The 12,683-nt window shown below is 34.1% G+C and carries 10 protein-coding genes and 4 tRNA genes; 9 read left to right on the top strand and 5 right to left on the bottom strand.

The features are described from left to right. Nucleotides 1-137: 137 nt before the first annotated feature. The 3 genes from ABN236_RS09890 to ABN236_RS09880 form a co-directional block, all read right to left on the bottom strand. Nucleotides 138-213: transfer RNA gene (locus ABN236_RS09890), tRNA-Asn, on the bottom strand. A 322-nt stretch (nucleotides 214-535) separates the two neighbouring features. Beyond that, nucleotides 536-611 (bottom strand) — tRNA-Asn (locus ABN236_RS09885). A gap of 353 nt (nucleotides 612-964) precedes the next feature. After that, nucleotides 965-1,040: transfer RNA gene (locus tag ABN236_RS09880), tRNA-Asn, on the bottom strand. A gap of 297 nt (nucleotides 1,041-1,337) precedes the next feature. Here ABN236_RS09880 and ABN236_RS09875 point away from each other — a divergent pair. Further along, nucleotides 1,338-2,279, top strand: a complete 942-nt coding sequence (locus tag ABN236_RS09875) for an AraC family transcriptional regulator (protein ID WP_161711399.1) — start codon at nucleotides 1,338-1,340, stop codon at nucleotides 2,277-2,279. A 90-nt stretch (nucleotides 2,280-2,369) separates the two neighbouring features. After that, nucleotides 2,370-2,963: an NAD(P)H-dependent oxidoreductase gene (locus ABN236_RS09870; RefSeq protein WP_349473901.1), complete on the top strand. Its 594-nt coding sequence runs from the start codon at nucleotides 2,370-2,372 to the stop codon at nucleotides 2,961-2,963. A 142-nt stretch (nucleotides 2,964-3,105) separates the two neighbouring features. Here the strand turns inward: ABN236_RS09870 and ABN236_RS09865 are convergent. Both ABN236_RS09865 and ABN236_RS09860 read right to left on the bottom strand, forming a co-directional pair. Then, nucleotides 3,106-3,181, bottom strand: a tRNA-Asn gene (locus ABN236_RS09865). Between the two features lie 155 nt (nucleotides 3,182-3,336). Next, nucleotides 3,337-3,843 carry a YlaC family protein gene (locus ABN236_RS09860; protein WP_156733651.1) on the bottom strand — a complete coding sequence of 169 codons (507 nt, stop codon included), beginning with the start codon at nucleotides 3,841-3,843 and terminating at the stop codon, nucleotides 3,337-3,339. A gap of 455 nt (nucleotides 3,844-4,298) precedes the next feature. On the opposite strand from ABN236_RS09860, the gene cspE reads away from it, so the two are divergent. The 7 genes from cspE (at nucleotide 4,299) to motB (ending at nucleotide 12,655) form a co-directional block, all read left to right on the top strand. Further along, complete coding sequence (cspE, locus tag ABN236_RS09855) at nucleotides 4,299-4,511, top strand: transcription antiterminator/RNA stability regulator CspE (RefSeq protein ID WP_004243573.1); 213 nt, start codon at nucleotides 4,299-4,301, stop codon at nucleotides 4,509-4,511. A gap of 110 nt (nucleotides 4,512-4,621) precedes the next feature. Beyond that, nucleotides 4,622-4,816: a protein DsrB gene (dsrB, locus tag ABN236_RS09850; protein WP_075673852.1), complete on the top strand. Its 195-nt coding sequence runs from the start codon at nucleotides 4,622-4,624 to the stop codon at nucleotides 4,814-4,816. Between the two features lie 403 nt (nucleotides 4,817-5,219). After that, the gene (locus tag ABN236_RS09845; protein WP_088495205.1) at nucleotides 5,220-5,918 is read left to right on the top strand and encodes an MgtC family protein; all 699 of its coding nucleotides are present in this window, start codon (nucleotides 5,220-5,222) and stop codon (nucleotides 5,916-5,918) included. Between the two features lie 3,725 nt (nucleotides 5,919-9,643). Continuing rightward, nucleotides 9,644-9,994 carry a flagellar transcriptional regulator FlhD gene (gene flhD, locus ABN236_RS09840; RefSeq protein WP_072063484.1) on the top strand — a complete coding sequence of 117 codons (351 nt, stop codon included), beginning with the start codon at nucleotides 9,644-9,646 and terminating at the stop codon, nucleotides 9,992-9,994. A 2-nt stretch (nucleotides 9,995-9,996) separates the two neighbouring features. Next, nucleotides 9,997-10,578: a flagellar transcriptional regulator FlhC gene (gene flhC / locus ABN236_RS09835; RefSeq protein WP_006533207.1), complete on the top strand. Its 582-nt coding sequence runs from the start codon at nucleotides 9,997-9,999 to the stop codon at nucleotides 10,576-10,578. A gap of 134 nt (nucleotides 10,579-10,712) precedes the next feature. Beyond that, the gene (motA, locus tag ABN236_RS09830; protein WP_036935706.1) at nucleotides 10,713-11,606 is read left to right on the top strand and encodes a flagellar motor stator protein MotA; all 894 of its coding nucleotides are present in this window, start codon (nucleotides 10,713-10,715) and stop codon (nucleotides 11,604-11,606) included. Between the two features lie 2 nt (nucleotides 11,607-11,608). Further along, complete coding sequence (motB, locus tag ABN236_RS09825) at nucleotides 11,609-12,655, top strand: flagellar motor protein MotB (RefSeq protein ID WP_088495206.1); 1,047 nt, start codon at nucleotides 11,609-11,611, stop codon at nucleotides 12,653-12,655. Nucleotides 12,656-12,683 lie beyond the last annotated feature (28 nt).

Below are 12,683 nucleotides of genomic sequence, written 5' to 3'. Positions count from 1 at the left end.
CAAGCCGGAAACGAATGCTAATACGAAAACGATTAAATAGCTACCATTTAATCGCATTTTTTTATTATGTTTTTGGAATTATGTAAGGTGAAACAGAGAATAAAATCAAAAGGTTACGAGGGTGACACAAAGAGAAATGGCTCCTCCAACTGGACTCGAACCAGTGACATACGGATTAACAGTCCGCCGTTCTACCGACTGAACTATGGAGGAACAACATTAAGTGGCGTGTATCATATAGTGAGTGATTTGATATGTCAAAGGACAATCAACGATATTTGTTTAAGTGCGTAGATAAACAACATATTGTGCATTTCTAAAACAGATAATCTAATAATGAGGCGATAAACATTTTTAAATGGCTATTTTCTCTACATTGAAGATTGAAAACAAAGATAAAAAATAAAGAGATAACGTATTTGAGACGACACAGAGATCTAAAAAATAAAAGAGGAGAAGAATAGGAATGGTATTGATAATAGAGAAGGTAGAAAACAAAAAGCCCGCACTGTGATAGCGCGGGCTTTTCTAAATTTGGCTCCTCCAACTGGACTTGAACCAGTGACATACGGATTAACAGTCCGCCGTTCTACCGACTGAACTATGGAGGAAGCGAGTTCTCGTGAGAACGAGACGGATAATAGCGAGGGCGATGAAGTTTGTAAAGTAAAAAAAGTGAAATAATAGTTTAAGTGGTTAAAAAATAACTAATTTATAGTTTTTAAATTAAATAAGGTGGTTTTGAGTTTAAAAAATAGTCAGTGGCATAGTGTTAATTTAAATTATCCTATTAGAACGCACTCTTTTATTGATGATTTTGAGTGGAGATAAAATTGAAATCATGGATACATCGGTGGATATATAAGAGCACAAAGAAAATAAATTAAGAAAATCGAGGAATAAAAATAATGGATGAGCAGAAAGCAAAAAGCCCGCACTGTAATAGCGCGGGCTTCTCTAAATTTGGCTCCTCCAACTGGACTTGAACCAGTGACATACGGATTAACAGTCCGCCGTTCTACCGACTGAACTATGGAGGAAGCGAGTTCTCGTGAGAACGAGGCGAATAATAGCTATCCTCGGTCACCTTGTAAAGTAAAAAAATGAAAAAAATAACTGTTTGCTCAAGAGTGCATCAGATTGTTTCTTTTTTGATAAAAATGTATAAAAAATAAATGGTTATCAGTAGAAATAATACTCGAAATCACATTTCTACTAGATGAAATATGTCTTACCGTGGTAAGAAAAGGTAAGGTGCTTTTTTAAAAAAAAGTTTTTCAAACTATTTAGTAATACAATCTGACGAATTCACAGACTAAATTGAAGAATCAGAGGCTATGGATACTGCGAATCTATCAGCACCAATAGTATTAGAGTTTGAACATTTTAAAAAAACACTTCTTCTATATACAAGAGATAAAGAAGGGGGATGGGATACGGTTGTCTCTGGTTTAGCATTATGTCGGTATAGTTCTATTACAGAGCCAGAAGGTTGGATGTATGAACCAAGTTTGGCTATTGCTGCGCAAGGTGCAAAGCAGATAACAATAGGGCTAGAGACAAATTGCTATCGTCCTATGAATATGCTTTTAACATCATCAGAAATACCGACCTTTGCTAAAGTTTGTGAGGCTTCAAAAGAGACACCTTTTTTAGCGATATTACTAAAATTGGATCTCTCTCTATTACCTGAGTTGCTAACAGAAAACAAATTTGAGTTACTACAAGAAAATAAAGAGATCCGAGCTCAACAAGTTGTTCAAGCAACTGCACCAATCCTACAAGCAGTAACCAGGCTTATAAAACTAATAGATACACCCGAAGACGCACCGTTTATTGCACCTTTGATCCAAAAAGAGATCCTTTATTACTTATTACGATCAAACGATGGTGCGCGTCAGCAACTACTCGCTTCGCAACATCCCCAGTGTCGGCAAATTAATCATGCTCTTGATTGGATTAAACAACACTACCGCGAAACAATCCGGATAGAAGATCTTACAATGTTAGTGGGTATGAGTACCTCTTCATTTCATTTTCACTTTAAAAATCGAACAGGCATGACACCATTGCAATATCAAAAATGGTTACGACTGAATGAAGCGAGAAGGATCATGTTGATTGAAATGAGTGATGTCTCTGAGGCGGCATTTATTGTGGGTTATGAAAGCCCATCACAGTTTAGTCGCGAATATCAGCGATTATTTGGGTTATCACCTCTAAAAGATATTCAACGATTAAAAGCCTCTGGATCTGAAAGTGTATATTTGGACTATTAGGCAAGAATAATGGAGAAATGAGTTAAGGCAGTAATAGATAATTGCGTTACAGTCAGTTTATTAACTATGTGTATGTAAAGGGGTTTAGACGTGACGAATGTTTTTATTATTAATGCGGCAAAAGAGTTTGATGGGTCTGAAGGGAAGCTCAATGACCATTTGACGCAAATTGCCATAGAATTATTATCTTCACATCAGATAAATGTGCAATCAACACGCATTGATGATGGTTATGATAATGATGAAGAAGTCGATAAATATTTATGGGCAGATGTCATCATTTATCAAATGCCAGCATGGTGGATGGAAGGTCCTTGGATCTTAAAAAAATATATTGATGATGTGTTTAGTGCGGGGTACGGCAAAATGTATATTGATGATGGCCGTACACGAAAAGATCCTTCGAAAAAATATGGTTCTGGTGGGTTATTACAAGGCAAAAAATATCTTCTTTCTGTAACTTGGAATGCGCCTTTTGAATCATTTGAAGAGCAAGAACAGTTCTTTGAAGGAAAAGGGATTGATGCTGTCTATTTCCCATTCCATAAAGCGAATCAATTTTTAGGTATGGAAGGATTAAAAACCTTTGGAATGTTTGATGTAGTGAAACAACCACAAATTGAACAAGATATTGAAGCGTATAAAAAACATTTAGAACAAGAAATCGTTGGGATCGCTGATTAGATATTTATCTTGCTAGATATAAATTAGCTATCTGATAATCAATCAAGATAACGATACAGATTGGATTTAGGTAGCTGATTTTGACGATATGGATTTACAAAGCAAAAAGCCCGCACTGTAATAGCGCGGGCTTTTCTAAATTTGGCTCCTCCAACTGGACTTGAACCAGTGACATACGGATTAACAGTCCGCCGTTCTACCGACTGAACTATGGAGGAAGCGAGTTCTCTTGAGAACGAGGCGCATAATAACGATGATATATCAGAGTGTCAACGTTAAAAGTGGATTAAATATCTGTTTGGTTGGTTTATCGACAAAGTGGTTAAATAATAGAAGTTATTCTCCGTGTTTTACGTGTAACACGGAGAATCAATTAGGCTTGAGGGGATAATTGTGATGCTGAAATTGATTGTTGAACGGGATCAAATGCCATCAAGTACACATCGTAAAAATGAATTTCTTGTTTTTTACTAATAATCTCACGAATGTCTTCTTTTATTTGTTGAGATATCGCTGGGTGCTGGTGGATTTCATTTATGGCTTCATCAGAGAGTTTTTCAAAGGTATACCATTCACCGTTATAGCAAACTCTCAAATCGAGAACACCAATATCCTCAAATTTATAGATAGGTTTAATATCAAATAACAAGATACCAGCCATAACTAAGAACATCACAGTAAAAAGAACGAGTGAGATAACCCCAAAGTAAGGTGAATAAATTAATAACGCAGCGAGTAATACATAAGAGAGAACCATGCTGATACATAACCAGATATGGTTTTTTAAAAACTGACTATTAAAATGTGGTTTCCCGTCTCTTTTCTCTGCTTTATTGATCCGGTCTAAATCACGCTCTAAGATTTCTTTTAATACATTCATTGTAAACACCTTAAGAGATGAATGTTGCAAACTTGTTTCTTATTATTAGATTATCACGGGGACAAGATAAGCGGGTAGAACAGTTTTTTTAAATTATGGCATTAACTGTTATTGTCAAACCATTAAGAATATTCTTAGTTGTTGTTAATAATAGAGATAAAATATCAAATAAATTTTATGCACAGTGATAAAAATAGAGGAAGAATTGTATTTTTAATGTGCAATTCGCATTTTTTTAATCTTTAGACGCATAAAACTATTGCTATTAAACTTGTCTCATGCGTTAATGAGTAAGGCCTCAATACAGACCTGATTTATGATTGACATTCTAAGTTAATGAGTTTTAAACAGCATCGCTTTTTGACCGTTTTCTTCATGTGTGCCCATAAGTTATAGGTAGTTCAGGCCAGTAGATGCCGAGAAGGCAACGTTTTATTGATATATAGGAAAGTCACATGTCTGACAAAATGAAAGGTCAAGTTAAGTGGTTCAACGAGTCTAAAGGCTTTGGTTTTATTACTCCAGCAGACGGAAGCAAAGACGTATTCGTTCACTTTTCTGCCATTCAAGGTAACGGTTTCAAAACTCTGGCTGAAGGTCAGAACGTAGAATTCACAATTGAAAACGGTGCAAAAGGTCCAGCAGCTGCTAACGTAACAGCTCTGTAATTTAAAGCCTTTTAAAAATTTTCTTCAAGCCTGTCACCTTATGGTGGCAGGCTTTTTCTTTATGGGTAAAATAAAGAAAAAGAGAATGATAATATTTATCAGGAGAAAAAATGCAGGTTAATGATAGCGTTGTTGTGAAAACAGATGGTATTGACGATCGTGAAGGGACTATCCTACTTATTGAAGAATTTAATGAAGGTATAATGTATTTAGTATCACTCCCTGAATATCCAAAAGGAATTTGGTTTTTTAATGAAAAAGAGGGTGGTGAAGGCACATTTGTTAGACCAATACAGCAAAAATGACTTACGTTTAGGTACGGTTCATTTACATTTTTAAATCAGCTACTTATACTTTTGCCAAATTTTAGTTAGGAGAAAACACCTTGGATACACAAAGTTGTAGGTTAATGATAAAACCATTAACTGAGAATAATTTTATTCAAAATAATAGGTAGGCTGTTTTCTTCACTAAAACTGCTTACCATTTTGGTGGGCAGTGCATTGTAATATTTCTTTCTTATATATTCCTATTCAGCACTTACCCAAATGATTTCCCTTATGCAGCTAAAATACGAAGGGTAACTCCATGTGCTACATTTTTTTCACTTTATTTCCTCCACCTAAGGCGATGAATTAATTTCAACACTCTGAACTATCAGAGCAAAATTTTCATATCGATTTTAATCATCATGTAGAGGAAATAAACATGACGATGACGCCTTATATTTTAAATCTCATAATTGCAATGTGCCTTGGTGCTTTGATTGGTGCCGAACGTCAATGGCGACAAAGAATGGCTGGTTTAAGAACAAACGCTTTAGTTGCAACGGGTGCGGCTGTTTTTATTTTAAGTTCAATAGAAACTTCGCCAGATAGCCCTGGTCGTATTGCGGCTCAAGTTGTTTCGGGTATTGGATTTCTTGGTGCAGGTGTGATCATGCGTGAAGGAATGAATATACGTGGACTTAATACGGCAGCAACGCTTTGGTGTTCAGCAGGAATTGGCGTGCTATGTGGCTTAGGTTTATATCAACTGGCGACCATAGCAACACTTCTTATTCTTTGTGCGAATATTTTACTACGAGAAGCTGCTCAACGGATAAACGCTCAGCCACAACATCAAGCAATAGATATTGAACAACGCTACTCAATACGAATTATTTGTCACGAAGAAGATGAAGTTTTAGTTAGAACACTCATTTTACAAGCAATAAATGGACTACATGTTCGATTACAGTCTTTAAGTAGTGCTGATACATTGATGCCTAGTCAGTTGGAAGTTTGTGCTGAATTACTTGCAACACCTGTTGAGCAAAAAGAGATAGAAGCGATTGTTTGTAGAGTAAGTTTAGAAAAGAGTGTGAGTGCAATTAATTGGAAGATAGCGGCAGAGCATCCTGCTTAACAGATCTTTTGAAAATAATGTCTTTCTAATCAAGGCTCCCTGTATTGAATATAGGGAGCTTTTTTGCCATTTGGATACTAGATAGATATCAACTTACAAGGTTATTCCAAAAAGGAATATGAATATTTATAAAAGTTATAAAGAATATAACGTTGTAATTTGTAAGTAAGAGTTTTGTCATATTTCTAGCTATTGTGTGGGCGATTACGCTTATTCGTACCAGCCACATACTTTTGTATGCTCTTAGTAAATCATTTATTTTTGCCTATCCAAACCTCAAATTATTCAGATCACCAGCATAATACTTAATTTAAGATTTAACTCCTCCGATGAGAATAATGAGATCTTAGTCATGTATTACGTATTATTACTAATATATAGAAATAAAGTATTTTGTTTGTGTAATTATTATTTTTGTAACTATTACTTTATGGAATAAAAAATAGAAAAATGTATTCAAAAAAAGCTAATTTAAATACGCAATAGGGTGGAATATATTCATTTTCGTTTTAATAAAAACAAACATTTTTGCCTAAATTGATTAATGTACAATTATTTGTATTGTGGTTAACCCGTATATAATGAGTTATGAATGAAAAATGTTTAACAGCGTTCGAGTATATTTGGCGTGATTTCTCATCTTTATTAATCTCGCGTTTTAGGTGGATTTGATTTATCTCTGTTTATTTTGTTTTTAATAAACAGGAAAAACTAAAATCAAGTAAGCGGTTGCTACTCATGGTTTACTTATTAAATGAGGCACTTAGGCGTATTGTAGGACAAAAAGTCGTTATTAAGGGGCTTAGCGCAGTATAGAATCTGGGGTGAAAATCGATGTTTTCCATTGATTATATTGGATTTTTTTTTAATATCTAAATTATACTCTCAAATTATTTCAATGTATTTGGCGAAAATTTTATCAATATTTTCTATCGTATTTAATTTAAGTTTGATTTTTTGAGTAATGTTTTTAATTCAATCAAATTAGACTCTCAAAAAATGGGGATAAATTCAGGAAAATGGTGAGTTTAAACCGCTACAGTAAAGCTGATGAATTGCTGTGGCATGATGTTTGTAATCACTAATCAATGATGAATGAAAATCTTTTGAAAAATTATAGGATTTTTTGTAAAAACGATGTAGAGGAAATGATACCAATAAGTAATCTTATAATAAGCGTAGAAAAACCACACCACTCTTTTCATTCGATAAAATAATAATTTCAAGATTATATTGTTTATAACTTTGTCAAGGATGTAAATCTTACTTATTACAGAAGGAGAATTATCTTAGTATGAAATAGATGTGTCATTAGTATTTACTGTGAAAATATATATAAAGGATAATTGTGCTACTGACCTTTTTCGATTTACCAAAAAAGATAAAAACAAGTATAAGAGGGATGCTAATTTAAAAAATTGCCGGTATAAAAGGGGGAGTAATCATTTCATGTTTGCTTACTAAAAAACGATGTAACTCATTTCAATAGAACTGAAAGCAATACACAAAGTATTTGCATTCACGGCATGAATAATCTCAATTATTACTTTTGAAAAATATGGTTACAATATTTTTCAAAAGCTTCCTTTTCCAAAAATTTAGAACACTTTTGGGGTATAGAATACTAAGCACTGTTATTGGTTTTTAAGATTAATCTAATAAATGAGATATAGGTCTTGATTATTTAGATACATCAATATTTTTATTAGGCTTTGATAGAGAGGAAAAGTCTTTTTAAACTCGGAATTACTCATAAAAAGGGTAATAAAATGAGTCAAATTAGTGGTTAGAATAGGGGAATATTTAGAGATATATTTTAGTGGTTTAAGTAAAGATATATCGATATTTAAATCTTTATACTCTCCTAAGCCCGTCAATATCAACTTTTGTTAAGTAATGGTGTTGTTACGAAGTCAGCACTTTTGGTTCTGTAATGTCTTGAGACTTGTGCTAGCTAGGTTGAAAAAAAGGGGCTAACCGCATGATAAGAGGAAAAGTGAAACAATACTCATCATTTGTAAGAGTAAAACAAATTGCTGTTAAGAGATGTTTTGGGGCAAAAAGTAACATTTGATATTTTTTAGTTCGAGGTAATGCCAATGGAATAATCAATAAGATGCTATTTTGATCATATTTGTTTTTCTGTCTTTACATTGAAAAAGTCGATGTGTACAAGTGTTAACTCTAGAACGTCATATTTGTCATTACCGCCATTTATTGTGTAGAGGTAATACTGATAACAGGAAAAATAGAATTTATATTTTGCCTTATTATTTTATGAATTAATTACTTTGCATTGGAGATCTTGGAAGCTTTTTTTATCAAATTGAAATTTATATTTCAAAAAAATGTCTTTTTTATAATAAAAGAGGTGTGGTTATATAAAACATAATTTATAAATCTTCTTTTTTTCTTTATGCTTTTTTACGGGATGTTATATTTTTAATTAATTGTAGATTGTTTGGTAAATATATATCTATATACAGTGAAAAATAAGATGATTTTTATTTCATTTTTTATTTTAATAAAGTTGGGCTTTATTTTATAAAAAAATGATTGTTTTTTTAAATTTAACTTAAGTTAAATATTGTATTATTTTTATATTCCGTTTTAAATTGATAATTAAATTACAGGTGTTATTTATTTAATTAAATAAAAATCATTCTTTTATTTTTATATTAAACCTGTGACAGTTTTAAATTTTAACTGCTCATAATATATACCGCAATTCATAAATAAAACTTATTTGTATGTGGATATTATTTCTCTGTGACTAATTTACAGTCAATAAAACTCTTATTAAGAGTTCTGTAATTTAAGTGTTAAATAGTACTTAATAATCATTAGTTAAATTGTATTATTACAATTGAAACTTTAATAATGTGGAAATAAATATTCAATGATTTAAGGGTGAAGATGCATAACTAAGAATTTAATTTTATATGACTTATCGTTCTGTTTAATAAACTCATCACGATATGGCATTGATTTTAAAGGGTAATTCTGATGGTGAAATAATAAAAAAATTTAGGATAACTATAAATAATTAGAATAGGTTATTTTTCAAACAAATTGTAAATAAAAAGTGATCATTTCTGAAGGTTTACGTAAATGATGAAAAAAATAATATCTATAGAAATATTTATTAAAACTGGGAAGCTTGTTTAGATAAAGATGAGGAGGAGATATATCAATATATGTTACTGTGATCAAAAAAATCTCCAATTGTGGATTTGTCAAATTTTTATGCTGTATTTTTAGGTTTATAAGTTTAATAGATCGTATAAAATAAAAAATTATCATTAATATTTTAATTTGGGTAGATTAGCTTATTAATTTACACCAAGTTTTATTACTTTTATCACTTGAATAGTTAATGAACTAATTCCATAATAATGATTATCTTTTTGTGATGTGACTCACATAGTATTTAAATTAGACTACTTTATCCGTTGAATAACTTAATCGTTAAGGAGTAAAGTTGTCGCGTTAGGATTATTCTTAACGAGCTATATTGGCGAGCATTTAAAGTTTACTTTTAATTTAAATGTTTTTTTCGCTACTTTTGAAAATGACCGTAACTAAGTAATACAAGGTAGTGTTACTACGTGTCATGTTCATAAAATGGGGCCTGGAAATTTAATATTACATTTATATTAATTTCCTCGGGATCTTTCATTAGGAAGATCCTCTTTGTTCAATATAATCGGACGGGATGTAAAGAGATGAGTACGGTTGAATTGCTTAAGCATATTTATGACATAAATTTATCGTATTTGCTTTTGGCGCAAAGGTTAATTAACCAAGAAAAGGCTTCCGCAATGTTTCGGCTTGGGATTAGTGACGCCATGGCGGATGCACTAGCAGAGCTTACATTGCCTCAATTGGTTAAGTTGGCTGAAACAAACCAACTAATCTGTAATTTCCGGTTTGAAGACAGCGAAACAATAGAACAACTCACTAAAGAATCTAGAGTGGATGATTTACAACAAATCCATACTGGCATTCTTCTTTCTTCTAACTTGTTTCGTCAGTTATCGGAACAAGATACTACTGCGACAAAGAAACGGGCATAACAATGAGTGAGAAAAGTATCGTCCGAGAAGCGAAAGATATTCGCTTAGCAATGGAATTAATCACCTTGGGTGCCCGCTTACAAATGCTTGAAAGTGAAACTCAATTAAGTCGGGGGCGTTTAATTAAATTATACAAAGAATTAAGAGGGAGCCCCCCTCCAAAAGGAATGCTGCCATTTTCAACGGATTGGTTTATGACATGGGAACAAAATATCCATTCCTCAATGTTCTATAACGCTTATCGCTTTTTATTAAAAAATGGTGGCTGTGTTGGCGTTGAGGCTGTTGTTAAAGCTTATCGTTTATACTTAGAGCAATGTCCGCCTGTTAAAGATCAAGAACCTATTTTAGCACTAACAAGAGCATGGACATTAGTACGCTTTGTTGAAAGTGGCATGTTGCAACTTTCCGTTTGTACCAAATGTAATGGTTCATTTATTACACACGCACACCAGCCAGCTAGCAATTATGTTTGTAGTCTTTGCCAGCCACCTTCTCGCGCAATAAAAAAACGTAAACTTTCCGCCAATCCTGCCGATATTAACTTACAACTGTTGGATGGTCTTGAACAGTTTGCAATGTGATTCGAGATTGAAAGTTAAATATCAGGTTATAGAGCTTAGTTATCTATAACCTGAGCCGTTTCCTCTCCCCCTCCTATCTCTTGCTGCTATGTTCGCCATTCTCTCTATAACGAAATTAGCTAAAGGGATATCGCGTGTTAGTACTCTTAGGATATATCGTGGTTATGAGCGCCGTCATCGGGGGATATCTTCTCGTCGGTGGTAGTTTAGGCGCCTTGTACCAGCCAGCCGAATTTATAATCATCTTTGGTGCCGGTATCGGTGCTTTTATTGTAGGTAATAATGGTAGAGCAATTGTATCGACAATGAAGATCCTACCGAAATTACTTCGTAGTACAAATTACAATAAAGCGATGTACATGGATTTAATGGCACTCATGTTTCGTTTATTGTCAAAAGCTCGTCAAAACGGGATGTTGGCATTAGAGAGAGATATCGAAAACCCACAACAAAGTGACATTTTTTCCCAATATCCTCGCATTATGAAAGATGTTTATATGCTCAGTTTTATTACTGACTATATGCGTCTGATGGTGACAGGGAATATGAATCCTTATGAAATTGAATCTCTGATGGATGAAGAGATTGCAACTTTTGAGGAAGAAAGCGAAGTGCCTGCAACAGGTTTATCGGCGATGGGTGATTCGTTACCAGCGTTCGGTATCGTTGCTGCGGTTATGGGTGTTGTTAATGCGTTAGGTGCCGCGGATAGACCCGCTGGCGAAATGGGCGTATTAATTGGACACGCAATGGTTGGTACTTTCTTAGGTATTTTATTAGCTTATGGTTTTATTTCACCATTAGCTTCTAGACTCAGACAGCGCTCTAGTCAGCAAATGAAAATGATGGAGTGCATCAAAACAACATTGTTATCTAGCATGAATGGATATGCGCCACAGATAGCTGTTGAATTTGGACGTAAAACCCTCTTTCTGGCAGACAGACCTTCTTTTATTGAGTTGGAAGAACATGTACGTCAGGTACGGACACCAATGCAGGCAAATCCTGATGCAATGAAAGAAGAGTAATTATGAAGAGTAATTCACAAATCATTCGAGTTAAAAAGCGAGGGAGAAAGCAACATCACGCTCACGGTGGTGCATGGAAGATAGCTTATGCTGACTTTATGACTGCAATGATGGCTTTCTTTCTGGTGATGTGGTTACTTTCAATCTCTAGTCCACAAGAATTAACTCGTGTAGCAGAATATTTTCGCACGCCATTAAAAGTCGCTATTGAAAAAGGGCGATTTAGTGGGGATGCAACCAATCCTATTCCTGGAGGAGGGCGTGATCCTGTTTATAACGAAGGTGATATTTTGCCAAAAGGTCAGGAAGATAAACAGCTTAATGAAAAGCAACAATTCCGCCGATTAAAAGAGAATTTAGAACAAGTCATTTTAAATGATCCTAGATTAAAAGATCTGAAGCCTCATTTATTAATCGACATGATGGATGAAGGTTTACGCATCCAAATTATCGATAAAGCAAATCGACCTATGTTTAGAGTCGGTAGTGCTACCGTTGAACCTTATATGAAGGATATTTTGACGGCAATTGCACCTATTTTAAATGACACGCCATATAAAATCAGTTTATCGGGTCATACCGATGATATTCCTTATGCAAGTGGCGCTTTTAAATATAGTAACTGGGAACTATCAACGGATCGCGCGAATGCCTCTCGTCGAGAGTTAATTGGTGCTGGCTTAGGTGAATGGAAAGTGTTGCGTGTTGTAGGTATGGCATCAACAGTTCACTTGGTCAAAGAAGATGGTTTTGCACCTGCTAACCGACGGATCAGTATTCTGGTCTTAACGAAGCAAGCAGAACAAAAAATTGTACAAGAAAATGAGCGGGTTGCACCGACAGTAACAGAGGCTTCAGAAATTGAACCTCTACTTTCAGGGCAAGAAACCCCACAAGAAAAAGCAGAAAATACACAGACGGGTTCGTCTGTGTCTTCTGCATCTGAGCTTCCCGAATCAAAAAAGGAAAATGTTGAAACAGGAGTTTCTGGGGAAAGTTTGCCATCACAATCGACAAATATTACTACAAAGCAGGGAACAGCCCCCTAATTTGTTGGTAATCGCGTAAAGGTGAATG

The organism is Proteus sp. fly-1013 (assembly GCF_040140245.1).
In the GTDB taxonomy this organism is placed as follows: domain Bacteria; phylum Pseudomonadota; class Gammaproteobacteria; order Enterobacterales; family Enterobacteriaceae; genus Proteus; species Proteus mirabilis_B.
Note: the sequence above shows the minus strand (reverse complement) of the source record. Positions and strands in the feature narration are given on the sequence as shown.